The 18,899-nt window shown below is 68.0% G+C and carries 17 protein-coding genes; 11 read left to right on the top strand and 6 right to left on the bottom strand.

Annotated elements, in window-relative coordinates; all coding sequences use genetic code 11:
* Nucleotide 1 precedes the first annotated feature (1 nt).
* Together sfsA and GRB96_RS01630 are read right to left on the bottom strand one after the other, a co-directional pair.
* On the bottom strand, nt 2-760 hold the full coding sequence (sfsA, locus tag GRB96_RS01635) for a DNA/RNA nuclease SfsA (RefSeq protein WP_161430151.1): 759 nt from the start codon (nt 758-760) through the stop codon (nt 2-4).
* An 8-nt stretch (nt 761-768) separates the two neighbouring features.
* Nucleotides 769-1,929: a pyridoxal phosphate-dependent aminotransferase gene (locus tag GRB96_RS01630; RefSeq protein WP_161430150.1), complete on the bottom strand. Its 1,161-nt coding sequence runs from the start codon at nt 1,927-1,929 to the stop codon at nt 769-771.
* A 237-nt stretch (nt 1,930-2,166) separates the two neighbouring features.
* Here GRB96_RS01630 and dksA point away from each other — a divergent pair, with 237 nt between their 5' ends.
* The 11 genes from dksA to GRB96_RS01580 all read left to right on the top strand — a co-directional run bounded on the left by dksA (nt 2,167) and on the right by GRB96_RS01580 (nt 14,491).
* On the top strand, nt 2,167-2,604 hold the full coding sequence (gene dksA, locus GRB96_RS01625) for an RNA polymerase-binding protein DksA (protein ID WP_161430149.1): 438 nt from the start codon (nt 2,167-2,169) through the stop codon (nt 2,602-2,604).
* Nucleotides 2,605-2,688: 84 nt separating this feature from the next.
* Nucleotides 2,689-3,582 carry a tRNA glutamyl-Q(34) synthetase GluQRS gene (gene gluQRS / locus GRB96_RS01620; protein ID WP_161430148.1) on the top strand — a complete coding sequence of 298 codons (894 nt, stop codon included), beginning with the start codon at nt 2,689-2,691 and terminating at the stop codon, nt 3,580-3,582.
* Nucleotides 3,583-3,609: 27 nt separating this feature from the next.
* Complete coding sequence (locus tag GRB96_RS15505) at nt 3,610-3,786, top strand: hypothetical protein (protein WP_170293762.1); 177 nt, start codon at nt 3,610-3,612, stop codon at nt 3,784-3,786.
* Nucleotides 3,776-6,709 carry an ATP-binding protein gene (locus tag GRB96_RS01615; RefSeq protein WP_161430147.1) on the top strand — a complete coding sequence of 978 codons (2,934 nt, stop codon included), beginning with the start codon at nt 3,776-3,778 and terminating at the stop codon, nt 6,707-6,709. Before GRB96_RS15505 ends, GRB96_RS01615 begins: the two co-directional genes overlap by 11 nt.
* Entirely contained in the window at nt 6,706-8,100 is a 1,395-nt protein-coding gene (locus GRB96_RS01610; RefSeq protein ID WP_161430146.1) for a sigma-54-dependent transcriptional regulator, read from the top strand. Before GRB96_RS01615 ends, GRB96_RS01610 begins: the two co-directional genes overlap by 4 nt.
* Before the next feature lie 908 nt (nt 8,101-9,008).
* The gene (gene pcnB, locus GRB96_RS01605) at nt 9,009-10,418 is read left to right on the top strand and encodes a polynucleotide adenylyltransferase PcnB (RefSeq protein ID WP_161430145.1); all 1,410 of its coding nucleotides are present in this window, start codon (nt 9,009-9,011) and stop codon (nt 10,416-10,418) included.
* Between the two features lie 2 nt (nt 10,419-10,420).
* Nucleotides 10,421-10,921 (top strand): 2-amino-4-hydroxy-6-hydroxymethyldihydropteridine diphosphokinase, encoded by a 501-nt coding sequence (folK, locus tag GRB96_RS01600; protein WP_205743566.1) that lies wholly within the window; start codon nt 10,421-10,423, stop codon nt 10,919-10,921.
* A gap of 101 nt (nt 10,922-11,022) precedes the next feature.
* The gene (panB, locus tag GRB96_RS01595; RefSeq protein ID WP_161430143.1) at nt 11,023-11,814 is read left to right on the top strand and encodes a 3-methyl-2-oxobutanoate hydroxymethyltransferase; all 792 of its coding nucleotides are present in this window, start codon (nt 11,023-11,025) and stop codon (nt 11,812-11,814) included.
* Between the two features lie 51 nt (nt 11,815-11,865).
* Entirely contained in the window at nt 11,866-12,714 is an 849-nt protein-coding gene (gene panC / locus GRB96_RS01590; protein ID WP_161430142.1) for a pantoate--beta-alanine ligase, read from the top strand.
* Between the two features lie 27 nt (nt 12,715-12,741).
* On the top strand, nt 12,742-13,122 hold the full coding sequence (gene panD / locus GRB96_RS01585) for an aspartate 1-decarboxylase (RefSeq protein ID WP_161430141.1): 381 nt from the start codon (nt 12,742-12,744) through the stop codon (nt 13,120-13,122).
* A 193-nt stretch (nt 13,123-13,315) separates the two neighbouring features.
* Nucleotides 13,316-14,491, top strand: coding sequence for an acetyl-CoA C-acetyltransferase (locus tag GRB96_RS01580; protein ID WP_161430140.1), 1,176 nt, complete (start codon nt 13,316-13,318; stop codon nt 14,489-14,491).
* A gap of 244 nt (nt 14,492-14,735) precedes the next feature.
* Here the strand turns inward: GRB96_RS01580 and pnp are convergent, their stop codons facing one another.
* From pnp to rbfA, 4 genes are all read right to left on the bottom strand, one after another.
* Nucleotides 14,736-16,871, bottom strand: coding sequence for a polyribonucleotide nucleotidyltransferase (gene pnp / locus GRB96_RS01575; RefSeq protein WP_338073997.1), 2,136 nt, complete (start codon nt 16,869-16,871; stop codon nt 14,736-14,738).
* A 341-nt stretch (nt 16,872-17,212) separates the two neighbouring features.
* A complete protein-coding gene (gene rpsO, locus GRB96_RS01570) occupies nt 17,213-17,482 on the bottom strand; it encodes a 30S ribosomal protein S15 (protein WP_161430138.1) in 270 nt (89 codons plus the stop codon).
* Nucleotides 17,483-17,558: 76 nt separating this feature from the next.
* On the bottom strand, nt 17,559-18,476 hold the full coding sequence (truB, locus tag GRB96_RS01565; RefSeq protein ID WP_161430137.1) for a tRNA pseudouridine(55) synthase TruB: 918 nt from the start codon (nt 18,474-18,476) through the stop codon (nt 17,559-17,561).
* Nucleotides 18,476-18,883: a 30S ribosome-binding factor RbfA gene (gene rbfA, locus GRB96_RS01560; protein WP_161430136.1), complete on the bottom strand. Its 408-nt coding sequence runs from the start codon at nt 18,881-18,883 to the stop codon at nt 18,476-18,478. Before rbfA ends, truB begins: the two co-directional genes overlap by 1 nt.
* Nucleotides 18,884-18,899: the final 16 nt, after the last annotated feature.

Raw genomic sequence — 18,899 nt, 5'->3', positions numbered from 1 at the left:
CTTACGCGGTGAAGCGCCGCTCCAGGTCCACCGGCAGCCCCTCGCCCAGATGGATCGCCACCGGACGCTTGCCCTCGCGCCGGATCTCGCAGCGCTGCGCCAGCACCTCCACACCGCGTGTTGCTGCCTCGCGCAGCGCTCGAGCATAGGCGGGATCCAGGTGTTCGGCCGGCGCCACGGCATCGATCCCCTCGTGGGCCACGCAGAACAGCAGTACCGCACGCTGCCCCGCCTCGGCCAGGTCCATCAGCACCTCCAGATGCTTCCTGCCGCGTTCGCTCACCGCGTCGGGGAAGTAGCCGTGCCCGTCGGGCTCCCTGAGGGTCACCTGCTTGACCTCCACGAAGGCCGTGCCACGCTCGGGGTCGTCGAGGCGAAAATCGAGTCGCGAGGCCTTCTCCCCCGCACAGGCCACCGGCGCCTCCCGTCGCAGCTCGGCATAGCCGGTCAACGATGGCACCCTGTCGGCGCGCAGCGCCTCCTCGACGATGCGGTTGGCGCGCCCCGTCTGTACCGAGGCCATGGCCAGGCGGCCGTCGGGCTGGGGCAGCTCGATCAGCTCCCAGGTCCAGGCCAGCTTGCGCTTCGGGTTATCGCTGGGTGACAGCCACACCCGGCAGCCCGGCACGTTCACCCCTCGCATGGAGCCGGTATTGGGGCAGTGGGCCACCACCTCGCGGCCATCGTCGAGGCGCACATCAGCCAGGAAGCGCTTGTAGCGACGCAGCAGGGTGCCGGGCAGCAGTTCGGGATAGTCCATGTGGCTCCTTACTGGCGCGCCAGGAAGCGCTCGAGGCGACTCACCGCCTCCTCCAGGCGCTCGACCCCGGTGGTGAAGGCGATGCGCACATGGTGCTCACCACCCTGCAGGGCGAAGTCGATCCCCGGAGTAATGGCCACGTTCTCCTCCTCCAGCAGGCGCCGGCAGAAGGCCTGGCTGTCGTCGCTGTAGCGGGAGATGTCGAGCCACAGGTAGAAGGCCCCCTGGGGCGGCAGCGAGGGCGCCAGGCCGAGCCGCGCCAGCCCGGCCAGCAGGGCATCGCGGCGCCGGCCCAGCTCGGCCCGACGCTCCTCGAGAATGCCCCGAGTCTGCGTGGTGAAGGCGGCCAGGGCGGCGTGCTGGGCCGGGGTCGGGGCGGCCAGGAAGACATTCTGGGCCAGCCGCGTCAGCGGCTCCACCGCCTCTTCCGGCGCCAGCAGCCAGCCCAGGCGCCAGCCGGTCATGCCGAAGTACTTGGAGAAGCTGTTGACCACGAAGGCGTCCGGCGTGATCGACGCCACCGAGAGTGGCTCGAGGTCATAGCAGAGCCCCTGGTAGATCTCGTCCACCAGCAGGTGGCCACCCCGCGCTGCCACCGTCTCGGCCACCGCCGCCAGCTGCCCCGCATCCAGCATATGGCCGGTGGGGTTGGAGGGCGTGGCGAGCATCGCCAGGCGGGTGGCGTCGTGCCAGTGCGCTGCTACCAGCTCGGCGTCCAGCTGCCAACCGCTCGCCGGCCCCACAGGCACGGCATCCACCTCGGCCCCGGCCAGGGCCATGAAGTGGCGGTTGCAGGGGTAGTTGGGGTCCGCCATCAGCACCCGGTCGCCGGGGCCGGCCAGCAGCTGGCTGGCGAGCAGCAGCGCCCCGGAGGCACCGGGGGTGACCAGGATACGGCGGGGGTCGACGGCGGCACCGAAGTGCTCGGCATACTGGCCGGCGATCGCCTCGCGCAGGGCGGGCAGCCCGGCCGCCGGCGTGTAGCGAGTGTGTCCCGCCGCCAGCGCCGCCTGTCCGGCGGCGACAACCGGCTCCGGGGTCGCGAAGTCCGGCTCGCCCACCTCCAGGTGGATCACGTCGTGGCCGGCCGCCTCGCGGGCCTGGGCGGTTTCCAGCAGGCTCATCACCCGGAAGGGGGCAACCTGGTCGATGCGCGGGCTCCACGCCATGGCAGGACTCCTGTCGGTAGGCCAGTACGCCGGGGAGCCAGGGACCCCGCGGCGTGGTCAAAAGATCGTGTCATCGAAGGCCCTAGTGTAGCGACTTTGGTGGCAGGATCGCAGCCAATGGCGTGCCCGAGGTTGCAACCCCGCGCCTTTTCGGCTAAACAAGCATGCCTTTGGCGTGAGATACCTTGCATCGCAGCGGGTATTGATCAGCAGTCACTCAAGTAATGAGGCAGTCCCATGCCAGTAGCCGACAAGAAAACGGAAGCGCCCAAGAAGTTCACCCCCTACGAACCTGCGGCGGGTGAAGAGTACATGAACGAGGCGCAGCTGGAGCATTTCCGGCAGATCCTGCTGGGCTGGAAGCAGGAGCTCATGGAGGAGGTCGACCGTACCGTGCGCCACCTGCAGGAGGAGGCGAACAACTACGCCGACCCGGCCGATCGCGCCACCCAGGAGGAGGGCTTCAGCCTGGAGCTGCGCACCCGGGATCGCGAACGCAAGCTGCTAAAGAAGATCAACGAGACCCTCGAGAAGATCGACGAGGACGACTACGGCTTCTGCGAGGCCTGTGGCGTCGAGATCGGCATTCGCCGGCTGGAGGCCCGTCCCACGGCCACCCTGTGCGTGGACTGCAAGACGCTGGCCGAGCTCAAGGAAAAGCAGCTGGGCGGCTGATCCGGGCATGCCGATGGCCTGGCCGACCCTCCGTGACGGGCACCCCTGGGTGCCCGTCCGCGTATCCGCTACCCGGAGCCGCCCATGAGCCACTACCGCGGACGCTTCGCCCCGACCCCCTCCGGGCCGCTGCACTTCGGCTCGCTGGTGGCGGCCCTGGCCAGCTACCTGGATGCCCGCCGCGCCGGGGGCGAGTGGCTGCTGCGCATCGAGGATATCGATCCGCCGCGCTGCCCGTCCGGCGCCGCCGACGCGATCCTGCGCCAGCTGGAGGCCTTCGGCCTGCACTGGGACGGCCCGGTGCTCTGGCAGCACAATCGCGGCGACGCCTACCAGGCCGCCCTCGAGCGGCTGACCGCACTGGGCCTCGCCTACCCCTGCAGCTGTTCACGCAAGCAGTGGCGCGACTTCCCCATCTATCCCGGCTGGTGCCGCGACGGCGTGCGCGAACCCGACAAGCCGGTGGCCTGGCGGCTGCGCAGCGACCTGGGGCTGCGCCCGGTGGTATGGCAGGACCGCCTGTTCGGCGAACAGTGCTTCGACCCGGCCGAGCTCGGCGACGTGGTGCTCAAGCGCAAGGATGGCCTGTGGGCCTATCAGCTCGCCGTGGTGGTGGACGACGCCGACCAGGGCATCAGCGACGTGGTGCGCGGCTTCGACCTGCTCGACAATACCCCCTGGCAGCGCCAGCTGCAGCACGCCCTGGGCTATCCCGAGCCGCGCTACCTGCACCTGCCGCTGATCACCGGCGAAGGCGGCCAGAAGCTCTCCAAGCAGAACCTGGCACCGGCCCTGCCCGCCGACGATGCCAGCGTGCGCCCGCTGCTGCACGCCGCCCTGGCAGCGCTGGACCAGGCCCCACCGGACGCCCTGGCCACCGCCCCGGTGGCCGAGCAGCTTGCCTGGGGCCTGGAGGCTTGGTCGGTGGCACGCATCCGCCCGCAGGCCGAGCGCCCGCTCACCGACACGCCGGGGTAGCGGCGCGCTGAAAGAGAAGGAGGCTCCATGTACGTCTATCGGCTGATGCTGTTCCTGGTGCTCGGTGGCTACCTGCTCTCGCCACTGATCATGAGCGGCTGGGCCACTCCCGGCGTCGCCTGGTACCGTCCCTTCGTCATCTGGGGCGTGCTGATCGCCCTGACCGTGTGGCTTGAGCAGAAGAGGAAGCTCGATGAACGCTAGCCTGGCGACCATGCTCGGCGTGGGGGCCGGCTTCCTGCTGCTGCTGTGGCTCTGCGCCCTGGCCGTGGATCGCGGCTGGATCCCCACGCGCATCACCCGCCACCCGCTGGTCTACGCCCTGGCGCTGGGAGTCTACGCCAGCGCCTGGGCGATCTATGGCAGCCTGGAGCTGGCCGCCACCTCCGGCTACGGCTACCTGACCTACTACCTGGGGGTGGCCGGCGCCTTCCTGCTGGCACCGGTGCTGCTGGTGCCGATCCAGCGCATGGTACGCACCCATCAGCTGGCCTCGCTGGCCGACCTCTTCGCCTTCCGTTATCGCTCGCGCTGGGTCGGCACCCTGATCACCCTGGTCAGCCTGCTGGCGGTACTGCCGCTGCTGGCGCTGCAGGTGCAGACCATGGGCAACGCCATCTACCTGATGACCGGCGCGGCCTCGCCGGCAACGCTGGCGCTGGTCTTCTGCGTGCTGCTGGCGCTGTTCGACATGACCTTCGTGGGTCGACGGCGCATCGACGGCCAGCACGACAGCCTGCTGGCGGTGATGGCACTCTCCTCGCTGATCAAGCTTTCCGCCATGCTGGGCCTGGGTGCCTTCGCGCTGTTCGCCGTGTTCGAGGGTCCCGCCGACGTCCAGGCGTGGCTCGAGGGTCCTGGCCAGGCCTTCCAGGCCAGCGTGGTCCAGACCGACCCGGCGCACTGGCGCTCGCTGCTGCTGCTGTTCTTCGCCGGCCTGTTGATGCCGCACATCTTCCACCTGGTGTTCACCGAGACCCGCTCGCGCCACACCCTGCTGCAGGCCAGTTGGGCACTGCCGCTGTTCCTGCTGCTGATGGCGCTGCCGGTGCCGCTGATCCTGTGGGCGGGCCAGCGGCTGGGCGCCGATGGTCCCCTGGGTACCGCCTATCTGGCGTTCGGCCTCTCCGAGTCGGTGGCACTCCAGGCCCTGGCCTTCCTCGCCGGCCTGGCCGCCACCAGTGCTACCACGCTGCTGATCGCCCTGGCGCTGTCGGGCATGCTGGTCAACCATGTCTTCCTGGTGGCGCACCCTCCCGAGGCCCACCACGACCTCTACCGCTGGTTGCGCTGGCTGCGCCGCGGCCTGGTCGCCGCCGTGGTGCTCGGTGGCTGGCTGTTCTATCGCATCGTCGGCGTGCACCACGACCTGACCAGCCTGGGGCTTGCCGCCTTCGTGGGCATGGCGCAGTGCCTGCCCGGCCTGCTGGCCCTGCTCTACTGGCCGGGCGCCAACCGGCGGGGCATGCTGGCCGGGCTGGCCAGCGGCATCCTGGTGTGGCTCGCCGGGCTGTGGCTGCCGCTGCTGACCGGACTGCCCGCCCTGGTGATCATTCCTCCGGGACTCGAGGCGCTGGCCGGCGAGCCCGCCTGGTATGCGGTGACTCTGGTCTCGCTGGCGAGCAACGCCCTGGTGTTCATCGTGGTCTCCCTGGCCACCCCGACCTCCGAGGGGGAGCGCGCCGCCGCCGAGGCCTGCTCGGTGGACGCAGTGATCCGCCCCAAGCGGCTGCCGCTGGAGGCCGCCAACGGCGAGGAGTTCAAGTCGTACCTGGCACGCGCCCTGGGCGAGTCGGTGGCGGCCCGCGAGGTGGATCGCGCCCTGGATGACCTGGGCCTGTCACCACTGGACGGCCGCCCCTATGCACTGCGCCGGCTGCGCGACCGCCTGCAGGCCAACCTCTCGGGGCTGATGGGTCCCTCGGTGGCCCAGGACATCGTCGACCGCTACCTGCCCTACCGCCAGGATGGTCCCGGCGCCACCGAGGACATCCACTTCGTGGAGAGCCGCCTGGAAGCCTACCGCTCGCGGCTCACCGGTCTCGCCCGGGAGCTCGACGGCCTGCGCCGCTACCACCGCCGCACCCTGACCCGGCTACCGGTGGGGCTGTGCGCCTTCGGCGAGGATGGTGAGCTGCTGATGTGGAACGATGCCCTGGCCCGGCTCTCGGGCATCGAGGGCGGCGGTGTGGTCGGCGCACGGCGCGAGAGCCTGCCTGCCCCCTGGGGCGAACTGCTGGGACGCATCATCGCGGAGCCCGGCAGCCACCTCTACAAGCAGCCTGTCAGCCTGGACGGCACCACACGCTACCTGAGCCTGCACAAGGCCGCCCTGGAGGGCAGCGACAACGAGCCCGGCGGCATGGTGATCCTGGTCGAGGACCACAGCGAGATGAAGTGGCTGGAAGACGAGCTGGTCCACGCCGCCCGCCTGGCCTCCATCGGCCAGCTGGCCGCCGGGGTCGCCCACGAGATCGGCAACCCCATCACCGGCATCTCCTCGCTGGCCCAGAACCTGCGCTACGAGACCGATGACCCCGAGGTGCTGGAGACCACCGAGCAGATCCAGCAGCTCACCGACCGCGTCTCGCGCATCGTCTCCTCGCTGGTGGGCTTCGCCCATGGCGGGCGTCACCTGGCCGGCCGCGAACTCGCCCCGGTTGGCATCGCCAAGGTGGTCGACGAGGCCATCCACTTGATCCATCTCGCCCGCTCGAGGGAGGATGTGCGCTTCGACAACCGTTGCCCGGCGGCGGAGCGGGTCGAGGGCGACGCCCAGCGCCTGCTCCAGGTGATGGTCAATCTGCTGGGCAACGCCCGCGATGCCAGCGAGCCGGGGGATGGCGTGACCATCGAGGCGGTCCCGGAGGGCGCGGGGCTGAGGATCAGCGTCACCGACGAGGGGGCAGGTATCGACCCCAGCGTGCGCGACCACCTCTTCGAGCCCTTCACCACCACCAAGCCCCCTGGCGAAGGCACCGGCCTCGGCCTGCCGCTGGTCTACAGCATCGTCGCCGAGCACCACGGCAACCTGGAGGTCGAATCTCCACCACCGGGACGCGAGCGCGGCACCCGCATCAGCCTGTGGCTGCCGCGCCACCAGAAGGAGGGTGAAACACCCCGATGAGCCGGATCCTGATCGTAGAAGACGAAGCCATTATCCGCCGCGCGCTGCGCCGGCTGCTCGAGCGCCACGACTACCGGGTCGACGAGGCAGGCTCGGTCGCCGATGCCATGGCCCTGGATCCGCAGCGCTTCGACCTGGTGATCAGCGACCTGCGCCTGCCGGGTGAGCCCGGTACCGAGCTGATCGCCCGCGCTGCTCCGGTGCCGGTGCTGATCATGACCAGCTATGCCAGCATGCGCTCGGCCGTGGACGCGCTCAAGCTGGGTGCCGTGGACTATGTGGCCAAGCCCTTCGACCACGATGAACTGCTCGAGACCGTGGCCCGGGTGCTCCACCAGCAGGGCAGCCTGCGTGCCGAGCCCCCCGACGTCGCCGAACCCGATGGCCAGGCGCGGCCGATGATCGGTCACTGCGAGGCGATGCAGCGAGTCTATTCGCGGATCCGCAAGACGGCCCCGGCCGATGTCACCGTGCTGATCCAGGGGGAGTCCGGTACCGGCAAGGAGCTGGTGGCCCGCGCCCTGCACCAGCAGAGCAAGCGCGCCCAGGCGCCGCTGATCTGCGTCAACTGCGCGGCGATTCCCGAGACGCTGATCGAGTCGGAACTGTTCGGCCACGAGAAGGGCGCCTTTACCGGGGCCAGTGCGGCCCGTACCGGCCTGGTGGAGGCCGCCGACGGCGGCACCCTGTTCCTCGACGAGATCGGCGAGCTGCCCCTGGACGCCCAGGCGCGGCTGCTGCGCGTGCTGCAGGAGGGCGAGATCCGCAAGATCGGCTCGGTGGAGACCCGTCACGTCGATGTGCGCCTGATCGCCGCCACCCACCGTGACCTCCAGTCGCTGTCGAAGACCGGCGAATTTCGCCTCGACCTCTACTATCGCCTCAACGTGATGCAGATCGACCTGCCGCCCCTGCGCGAGCGCGAGGATGATGTGCTGCTGATCGCCGACGCCCTGCTGGAGAAGGCCTGCCGGCGCCATGAGCGCGAGGGGCTGCGCCTCTCCCGGGCCGCACGCGACGAGATTCGCCACTACCCCTGGCCCGGCAATGTGCGTGAGCTGGAGAACGCCCTGGAGCGCGGCGTGATCCTCGCCGAGGGCCATCTGATCCACCCCGATGACCTGGGCCTCTCCGCGGCCGGCGGGGCCCCGGCGATGGCCCGACGCCCTACCCCACCCCCGGAGGCACCCGCGGACGACAAGGAGGAGAGCGCACCCGAGGACGACCTCTCCCTGGAGGACTACTTCCAGCACTTCGTGCTGGAGCATCAGGACCAGATGAGCGAGACCGAGCTGGCCCAGAAGCTCGGCATCAGCCGCAAGTCGCTCTGGGAACGGCGCCAGCGCCTCGGCATTCCCCGCAAGAAGAGCCCCCGCCGCAGGGCCGACTGATTCCTGCCCCCCCTGCTGACCAGGCCGCGACCACCCTTCGCCCGGCCAGGGCGTGCTCGAAGCGAGGCACCTTCGACCAAGGTGCAAGAGCTCTCTCCTCGCCTCCTGTCGACGCCCGGGGGCAGCTTCCGGGCCAGCCACGCACCATTTGTTACCGTCCCACACAGACAGGGCCCCAACACGGTGCCATCCGGGTAACACTCACGCCCGCATCCGACGACGCCCTTTTCATCGACACCAGTAACTCTATGAATAAAATAAAAAAAACATAGCCTGGCATGCCGCCTGCTATATAACAGGGCAAGAAAAACAAGTTCCGGCGTCATCCGCTGCCCGCCACAACAACAACAGTGCAGCCCGGATGACAGACGCCCACCACAACAATGCCAACAGCGTGGGCGAGTGCCGCTACAGGCACGAGACCAACAAGAACAACTGAATGACGTGCCCGGCCCCTCGGCCCCAACAACAACAGCAACCCGAGGCACCGGAAGACTCAGGACGCGACGCGCCAGCCACGCCCACAACAAGAACAATGGGCAAGCGAGGCGCACCCCCGGGAACAATACCAAGACGCCGGGGGAAGGCAGATTTTCTGCCGTCGTGGTTGGATTATTGTTTTGAATACGAGGCGGTTACCCCCGGGAGCGCCAACAAGGATAACAACACTGCTTGCCTGTACTCCTTGGTGACTGTGGTGCGTATTCAAGGCGATGTGCCATCACGAAGAAGAACCAGCAGCAGGGATGCTGCACCGTTGCTTGAGGGGGAGGCCATCGGCCTCCCCCTTCTACGTGTGGCCGCTCGGCAGGCGTCCTGCGCTATGCAAGCTTACGGGGGTCCGCTACACTCAACGCTTTTATACGCTTTCCACGAGCTTTCTCCGCCTTGCGAGTCGATATCGCCGCATGTTCAAAGGATTTACCCGTTTTCTGCAGAGCCCCGGCGAGAGCCTGAAGTCGCTGTTCGGTACCGAGGCCGCCGCCGGCGTGCCCGAGGTGCGCGTCATTCCCCGCGAGGAGCACCCGGTATCGCGCCAGCACTTCAGCGATGCCGCCCTCAAGGTCCTCTATCGGCTGCATAACGCCGGCTTCGAGGCCTATCTGGTCGGCGGCTGCATCCGCGACTCCCTGCTGGGACGCATGCCCAAGGACTTCGATGTCGCCACCGACGCGACGCCGGAGGAGGTCAAGGGGCTGTTCCGCAATTCGCGGATCATCGGTCGCCGCTTTCGCATCGTCCACGTGCGCTTTGGCCGCGAGGTGATCGAGGTCACCACCTTCCGCGGCAAGCCCGGCGACGACCACGCCGACCATATCGCCCAGCAGTCCGACGACGGCCTGCTGCTGCGCGACAACGTCTGGGGCAACATCCAGGAAGATGCCCTGCGCCGCGACTTCACCATCAACGCCCTCTATTACAGCATCGCCGACTTCTCGATCCACGACTTCGCCAACGGCGTTCGCGACATCGAGGCGCGCACCCTGCGGCTGATCGGCGACCCGGCGACCCGCTATCGCGAGGACCCGGTGCGCATGCTGCGTGCTGTGCGCTTTGCAGCCAAGCTCGACTTCCAGTTGGCCCCAGACAGCGAGGCGCCGATCCGCGAGCTCGCCCCCCTGATGCTGCAGATCCCCCCGGCGCGTCTGTTCGACGAGGTGCTCAAGCTGTTCATGGCCGGTCACGGCGTCGAGACGTTCCGACTGCTGCGACACTACGGCCTGTTCGAGATGCTCTTCCCCGAGGCCGCCGAGGCCATGGATGAGCTGCCCTGGGCCGAGCGCCTGGTCGAGGAGGCCCTGGCCAGCACCGATCGACGCATCCTCGAGGAGCGTCCGGTGACCCCCGCCTTCCTGTTTGCGGCCATGCTGTGGGGGCCGGTGGTGCAGCGTCAGGCCGAACAGGAGGCCAGGGGCCTGCCGCCGATCCCGGCGCTGCAGGCCGCCTCCCAGCAGGTGGTCTCGCGCCAGCTCCAGCACGTGTCGATCCCCAAGCGTTTCAGCCTGCCCATGCGCGACATCTGGGACCTCCAGCAACGCCTGCCGCTGCGCCGCGGTCGCCGGGTATTCCAAACCCGGGAGCACCCGCGTTTCCGCGCCGCCTATGACCTGTTGCTGCTGCGCGAGGCGGCCGGCGAACTCCAGCCCGGCCTCGGCGACTGGTGGACCGCCTTCCAGAAAGCTGATGAACACGAGCAGGCCCGCCTGCTCGACAAGGCCGGCGCCAACCCCGCCGGTAGCGGCAAACCCGGCCGCAAGAAGCGCCGCCGCCGGCGCAAGCCACGCCGCGATAACGATGGTGGTAGCCCCGAGGCATGAGCATGCAGCGCGCCTGGATCGGCCTGGGCAGCAACCTCGAGGATCCCGAGGCGCAGGTCGCCCGGGCCCTCGAGGCACTCGACCGGTTGCCCCTGACGCGTCGCATCGCCGCATCAAAGCTGTATGCCAGTCGCCCCGTCGGTCCCCAGGATCAGCCCGACTTCATCAATGCCGTAGCCTGCGTGGAGACCCGTCTCTCGCCGCTGGCATTGCTCGACCAGCTGCAAGCCCTGGAGCAGCGCCACCGCCGGATCCGCAGCCGCCGCTGGGGGCCCCGCACCCTCGACCTGGATCTGCTACTGTTCGATGACAGCACCCTCTGCCTGCCGCGCCTGACGGTGCCGCACCCGGAGATGGCCCGGCGCGCCTTTGTGCTGGTGCCGCTGCTGGCGGTGGAGCCGCGGATGCGGCTGCCGGATGGCCGGCGGCTGGCCGACCTGGAGGCCGCTCATGCCGACGCAGCGACACTGCGAGTGTTACCCAGCGGGTTCAATGGACGATAAGTGTTACCCATCGACACAACGCGGCCTTTCAGGTAACAATCGCGGGTTACACGGGCCGGTCCCCGCGCCGCGACCCGACGTCACAAACGAGAGAGCACGCCATGAAACCCATCACCCTGAGCACGCTGCAGGCCTACAAGCGCGCCGGTGACACCTTCAGCTCCCTGACCGCCTACGACGCCTCCTTCGCCAGGGCCGCCAGCGATGCCGGCATCGAGGTGCTGCTGGTGGGCGACTCCCTGGGCATGGTCCTGCAGGGCCACGCCAGCACCCTGCCGGTCACCCTGGAGGAGATCTGCTACCACACCCGCTGCGTGGCCCGTGGCAAGGGCGCCAGCCTGCTGATGGTCGACCTGCCCTTCATGGGCAATGCCAGCACCGAGCGCCTGCTGGAGAACGCCGGCGAGCTGATGCGCGCCGGGGCCGAGCTGGTCAAGGTGGAGGGCGAGGCGTGGATGGCCGACGGTATCCGTGAGCTGACCCGCCGTGGCGTGCCGGTGTGCGCCCACCTGGGCCTGACGCCACAGACCGTCTACCAGCTGGGCGGCTACAAGGTGCAGGGACGCGATGCCGATCGCGCCAGCCAGATCCTCGAGGACGCCCGCACCCTGGTCGAGGCCGGCGCCTCGGTCATCCTGCTCGAGTGCGTGCCGGCGAGCCTGGGGCGCGCCATCACCGAAGCCCTCGATGTGCCGGTGATCGGCATCGGTGCCGGCCCCGACACCGATGGCCAGATACTCGTCATGCACGACATGCTGGACGTCACTCCTGGCCGCAAGCCGCGCTTCGTCAAGAACTTCATGGCCGAGGCCGAGGACATCCACGGCGCCTTCCGTCGCTATCACGAGGACGTCAAGGCGCGGCGCTTCCCCGCCGAGGAGCACTGCTTTTAATGACGGTTTTTCAACACGGTCTCGAGTACCGCTTCTAGCCGGAAGGTTGTCATGCGAACCCTGAGAGAGATATCCGCCCTGCGCGAGACGCTGGGCGACGCCCGTCGTCGCGGCGAGCGCATCGCCCTGGTCCCCACCATGGGCAACCTCCACGACGGCCACCTGGCACTGGTCGCCGCCGCCCGCGAGCGGGCGGATGTAGTGATCGCCACCATCTTCGTCAACCCGCTGCAGTTCGGCGCCGGCGAGGACCTCGAGGCCTACCCGCGCACCCTCGAAGAGGATCAGGCGCGACTCGAGGCGGCCGGTTGCGACCTGCTGTTCGCCCCGGATACCACCACTCTCTATCCCCGCGGCCTGGAAGCCCAGACCCGCATCGTGGTCCCCGAGGTCAGCGAAGGGCTGTGCGGCGCCTCGCGCCCCGGCCACTTCGATGGCGTCTCTACGGTTGTCGGCATGATCTTCAACCTGGTGCAGCCCGACCTCGCCTGCTTCGGCGAGAAGGACTACCAGCAGCTGGCGGTGATCCGCCGCATGGTCGCCGACCTGCACTTCCCGATCGAGATCGTCGGCGTGCCCATCGTGCGCGCCGAGGACGGCCTGGCACTCTCCTCACGCAACGGCTACCTGAGCCCCGAGCAGCGAGCCATCGCCCCGCGCCTCTACGCCACCCTGTGCGAACTGCGCGAGGGCCTGGAGGCCGGAAGCGCCCCGTCCGCGCTCCTCGAGCAGGGCCGGACACGCCTGGAAGAGGCCGGCTTCGAGCCCGACTACCTGGAGCTGCGCGCCGCCGATCTCGGGCCGGCCACCACCGCCACCCGCGAGGCGGTGCTGCTCGCCGCCGCCCGGCTGGGCACCACCCGGCTGATCGATAACCTGACCCTGACCCTGCCCCGCTGAGGCAGCCCTCTGGAGGACCCTGTTTCCATGTACACCATCATGCTCAAGGCCAAGCTGCACATGGCCCGCGTCACCCACGCCGTGCTCAACTACGAGGGCTCCTGCGCCATCGACGGTGAGCTGCTCGACATGGCCGGCATCCGTGAGAATGAGCAGATCCAGATCTACAACGTCGAGAATGGCCAGCGCTTCACCACCTACGCCATCCGTGCCGAGGAGGGCTCGAAGGTGATCTCGGTGAACGGCGCTGCCGCCCACCTGGCAAGCGAAGGTCAGCGGGTGATCATCTGCAGCTATGCCCACTACAGTGACGCCGAGCTCGAGAGCCACCAGCCCGCCCTGGTCTACCTGCAGGAAGGCAACCACGTCAGCCACACCAGCCACGCCATCCCCGTCCAGATGGCCTGAGCCCCGGGGCGGTAACCCGCCGGTGCAAGCCGGGTTGCCGCCCGAATCCTCTCCTGGGCGCTCGCCTACCACCAATTGCCGCCATGCAAACATTGCGGCGCCGCACAAGACTCCCCTATGCTGAAAGTCCCGGTCGTGTCAGGCTGTCGCGACAAGGCCGCAAGCCCGTCTTTCCAGCGAGGAGAGTGCTCACATGCAAGAAGTGGTTATCGTTGCCGCCCGCCGTACCGCCGTCGGTTCCTTCGGCGGCTCCCTGGCCGGCATCCCTGCCAGCGACCTGGGCGCCGTGGTCATCAAGGACCTTCTGGCCACCACCGGTGTGGCCGGCGATCAGGTGGACGAGGTGCTGCTCGGCCAGGTACTGACCGCCGGTGTCGGCCAGAACCCCGCACGCCAGGCGGCCATCAAGGCCGGCCTGCCCGAGGCCGTGCCGGCCATGACCATCAACAAGGTGTGCGGCTCAGGCCTCAAGGCGCTGCACCTGGCCACCCAGGCGATCCGCTGCGGTGACGCCGAGCTGATCATCGCCGGCGGCCAGGAGAACATGTCCGCCTCGCCCCACGTGCTGCCTAACTCGCGCAACGGCCAGCGCATGGGCGACTGGAAGGCGGTGGACAGCATGGTGCATGACGGCCTGTGGGACGCCTTCAACAACTACCATATGGGCATCACCGCCGAGAACCTGGCCGAGAAGTACGGCATCACCCGCGAGGAGATGGACGAGTTCGCCGCCGGCTCCCAGCAGAAGGCCGCCGCCGCCATTCGCGAGGGCAAGTTCAAGGGGCAGATCGTCCCGGTGGAGATCCCCCAGCGCAAGGGTGACCCGGTCGTCTTCGACACCGACGAGGGCCCACGCGACGTGACAGCCGAGAAGCTCGCCGGCATGCGTCCGGCGTTCAAGAAGGATGGCACCGTTACCGCCGGCAACGCCTCCTCCATCAACGACGGCGCCGCCGTGGTGATGCTGTGCAGCGCTGAGAAGGCCAAGGCCCTGGGCCTCGAGCCGCTGGCCCGCATCAAGGCCTACAGCAATGCTGGCGTCGACCCCGCCATCATGGGCATCGGCCCGGCCCCGGCCACCCGCCGCTGCCTGGAGAAGGCCGGCTGGAGTATCGACGACCTCGACCTGATCGAGGCCAACGAGGCCTTCGCCGCCCAGGCACTCTCCGTCAACAAGGAGCTGGGCTGGGATGCCAGCAAGATCAACGTCAACGGCGGTGCCATCGCCATCGGTCACCCCATCGGTGCCTCCGGCTGCCGCATCCTGGTGACGCTGGTCCACGAGATGATCGCCCGCGACGCCAAGAAGGGCCTGGCCACCCTGTGCATCGGCGGTGGGCAGGGCGTGGCGCTCGCCATCGAGCGCTGAGGAAACACTGATTCATTGCTGCGCTCGATATCCTGACCGCCGGCGGTGCTCGGAATCCTCATGTAGCGAGCTACACTCCGGTTCCTGCGCTCCGGCGGCGATCAGCCTCTCATCGCTCGCGACATGAATCAGCGCCTCCTATAAGCCAGAAATAAAGAACCGCCCCCGCAGCCAGGCTGCGGGGGCGGTTTTCTTCCAGCTTCAGGCTTACAGCTTACAGCTTTCAGCTCGCCGAAGGCGGTTCTTACAGCTCGGGCTCGGCGGCCGCTTCTGCCTCGAATGCCGCCTTCTCTTCCGGGGTGATCTCCTTGATGGTGAGCTTCACCCGGTTGCGGTTGTCGATATCGAGCACCTTGACGATGGGCTCGTCGCCCTCGTTGAGGAAGTCACGCACGTCGTTGACTCGCTCCGGCACGATCTGGGAGATGTGCACCAGGCCGTCGGTGCCGGGCATGATGTTGACGAAGGCACCGAAGTCGGCGATACGCACCACCTTGCCGCGGTAGAGTTTGCCGATCTCGGGCTCGGCGGTGATCGCCAGCACGGTATCGATGGCCGCCTTGGCCGCCGACTTGTCCTCGGCGTAGATGCGCACGGTGCCGTCGTCGTCCAGGTCGATGGAGGCGCCGGTGTCCTCGCAGATCTTGCGGATGGTGGCGCCGCCCTTGCCGATGACATCGCGGATCTTGTCCGGGGCGATCTTGATGGTCGCCATGGAGGGGGCGTTCTCGGAGACCTCGGCGCGGCTCTGGGCGATCACCGCATTCATCTGCTCAAGGATGCCGAGGCGCGCTTCCAGCGCCTGCTGCAGCGCCTGCTCCATGATCTCCTCGTTGATGCCCTCGATCTTGATGTCCATCTGCAGGGCGGTGACGCCATCCGCGGAGCCGGCCACCTTGAAGTCCATGTCGCCGAGGTGGTCCTCGTCACCGAGGATATCGGTCAGCACGGCGAAGCCATCGGCGTCCTTGACCAGGCCCATGGCGATACCCGCCACCGGGGCCTTCATCGGCACGCCGGCGTCCATCAGGGCCAGCGAGGAGCCGCATACGGAAGCCATGGAGCTGGAGCCGTTAGACTCGGTGATCTCGGAGACCACGCGGATGGTGTAGGGGAAGTCCGCCTCGTCGGGCAGCATCGCCTGCACGCCGCGACGCGCCAGGCGGCCATGGCCGATCTCGCGACGCTTGGGGCCGCCCATGAAGCCGGCCTCGCCCACGCTGTAGGGAGGGAAGTTGTAGTGCAGCAGGAAGCGGTCCTTGCGCTCGCCCTCCAGCGACTCGATCAGCTGGGAGTCGCGCAGGGTGCCCAGGGTGGCGACCACGATGGCCTGGGTCTCGCCACGGGTGAAGATCGCCGAACCGTGGGTCTTGGGCAGGCTGCCGACCTCGATATCCAGCGGACGCACGGTCTTGTGGTCGCGGCCGTCGATACGCGGCTCGCCCTTGACCACGCGATGGCGCACCACGCGCTTCTCCAGGCTCGCGAAGGCACCCTTGACCTCATCGCTGTCGAACTTGCCCTCTTCCTCGCCGGCCAGCTGCTCGACCGCCTCGGCCTTGAGGGCGGAGAGGGCGTCCTGACGGGCCATCTTGTCGGTGATGCGATAGGCCTCGCCCACGCGGGCCTCGAAGGCCTCGGCCACGGCGGCCTTGAGGGCGGTGTTCTCCGCCGGTGGCTGCCAGTCCCACTTCGGCTTGCCGGCCTCGGCGACCAGCTCGTTGATGGCCTGGATCGCCACCTGCATCTCCTGGTGGCCATAGAGCACGGCGCCGAGCATCTCGTCCTCGAGCAGCTCATCGGCCTCGGACTCCACCATCAGTACCGCCTTCTCGGTACCGGCAACGACCATGTCCAGTTCGGAGCTGGCGAGCTCCTCCACGGTGGGGTTGAGGAAGTAGCCCTTCTCCTCGTCGAAGCCGACGCGGGCCGCACCGATGGGGCCATTGAAGGGCACGCCGGAGATGGCCAGGGCCGCGGAGGTACCCAGCAGCGCCGCGATATCCGGGTCATGGTTGCGGTCGGTGGAGAGCACGGTACAGACGACCTGCACCTCGTTCATGAAGCCCTTGGGGAACAGCGGGCGTATCGGGCGGTCGATCAGCCGCGAGGTGAGGGTCTCCTTCTCGGTGGGACGCCCCTCGCGCTTGAAGAAGCCGCCGGGGATCTTGCCGACCGCGTAGGTCTTCTCCTGGTAGAACACCCCCAGCGGGAAGAAGGGCTGGGCAGGATTGGCCTCCTTCTTGGCGACCACGGTGCACAGCACCACGGTATCGTCCATGGTGACCATCACGGCACCGGTGGCCTGGCGGGCGATGCGCCCGGTTTCCAGGGTGACGGTGCTGCGACCGTACTGAAATGTCTTCTTGACCGGATTCACGGCGACTTCCTTCAACGTTACTTTTCTGTGTTTGGGTCGTTTCGACTCGCCGACCATTTTAGGGGTTGACGCGTCCCGCGGCCACCGGATAGCGACATTTCCTGGGTATTGCATCACCATGCATCGCTCGGGCCTGACCTGGCGGCAAGCCTGCGAGGAGGCGCTGTGAATACCTCCCTGTACGCTACCGACGCCATCCCTGGCGTAGGACCTCCTCTTCGGCTTGCCCCCAGCGTCCCTCGCTGTGTATGACTCCGATAACTAAGTGAAATCGCGGACTTACCAACGCAAAACGGGCAACCCGAAGGCCGCCCGTTTCTCTGCCGCGTGAGGTACGTCGCTTAGCGACGCAGGCCCAGACGCTGGATCAGAGCCTGATAGCGCTCGAAGTCCTTGCGCTTCAGGTAGTCCAGCAGCTTGCGGCGCTGGTTGACCATGCGGATCAGGCCACGACGGGAGTGGTGATCCTGCTTGTTGGTCTTGAAGTGGTCCTGCAGGCCATCGATGTTGGCGCTCAGCAGGGCAACCTGCACTTCGGGGGAACCGGTATCGTTATCGCCACGACCGAATTCGTTGACGATTGAGGCCTTCTGTTCGGCTGTGAGTGCCATCTGTCTCTCCAGTAAGCAATATGCCTGAATGATGAATGTGTGAGACCACGCATATTTGCAGTCTCCGCGTTGCTCCCTAGTCGGTTGCGGTGCTCAGCAACCGTTTCGGCGCCACCTCCTGTGGCGTCGTTACCGCGCCGAGACCCAGGAAGGCCTCGTCACAGTAGAGTCTTGCCGTATCGCCGACGGCGAGGCCGCCGGTGTCCGCCCGGGCCGACTGACCGTGGGTCAGTCGCCGGGCCGCGTCGGCGTCGACCTCGAGCCGCGGCAAGTGCGCGGCCAGGATGTCCACCGGCAGCAGCGTCGCTTCCCGGGCGTCCTGGTCGGGCAGTGCCGTCAGCGCCTCGAGGGTCAGCATGCCCTCGGCGCCGAAGGGACCGGTGGCCAGGCGACGCAGCACACTGATATGCGCGCCGCTGCCCAGAGCGCGACCGATATCCTCGGCCAGGGTGCGCACATAGGTGCCCTTGCTGACCTTTACCTCGAGCTCGAAGGCGCTGCCCTCGAAGGCAACGAGCCGCGCATCATACACCGTCACGCGGCGTGCTGCACGCTCGATCGACTTGCCCTCGCGGGCCAGCTCGTAGAGCTTGCGGCCCTGGTGCTTGAGCGCCGAGTACATCGGCGGCACCTGCTCGATCTCGCCCTGGAAGCGCGCGAGTACCGACTCCACGTCGGTGGCGTTCAGCGCCGGCACCGCCAGACGTTCGACCACCTCACCCTCGGCGTCGCCGGTGTCGGTGACCACGCCCAGTTCCACTCGGGTGCGATAGACCTTGTCGGACGCCAGCAGGTGGGCGGAGAACTTGGTCGCCTCGCCGAAGCACACCGGCAACAGGCCGGTCGCCATCGGATCCAGCGTTCCGGTGTGACCCGCCTTCTGCGCCTGGAACAGGCGCCTGGCCCGCTGCAGGGCATGGTTGCTGGACATGCCCGCAGGCTTGTCCAACAGCAACACCCCGTTGACCGGCAGGCCGCGACGTCGACGCGCCATCAGCCGCGCTCGCCCTCGTCCTCGGGGGAGGACTCATCGCCGTGACGGACGCGATCGCTCTCCACCGCCTCGTCGATCAGCGAGGAGAGGCGCTGGCCACGGACCACGCTCTCGTCATAGTGAAAGCGCAGCTCCGGCACGTGGCGCAGCTTGATGCGCCGGGCGATCTGCCCGCGCAGGAAGCCGGCGGCCTGCTTGAGAACCTTGAGGTTCTCCTTGATGCGCTCCGGGGTATCCTCACCCAGCAGGGTCACATGGACATCGGCATAGCCGAGGTCACGGCTGACCTCGACCCCGCTGACGGTGACCATGCCCAGGCGCGGATCCTTGACCTCGCGCTGGATGAGTACCGCCAGCTCCTTCTGGAGCTGGTCGGCCACCCGGTCGGTACGCTTGAACTCGCGCATGTACGACTCCTCGAGC

Origin of the sequence: Halomonas alimentaria (genome assembly GCF_009902005.1) — a bacterium.
GTDB lineage: Bacteria > Pseudomonadota > Gammaproteobacteria > Pseudomonadales > Halomonadaceae > Halomonas > Halomonas alimentaria.
Note: the sequence above shows the minus strand (reverse complement) of the source record. Positions and strands in the feature narration are given on the sequence as shown.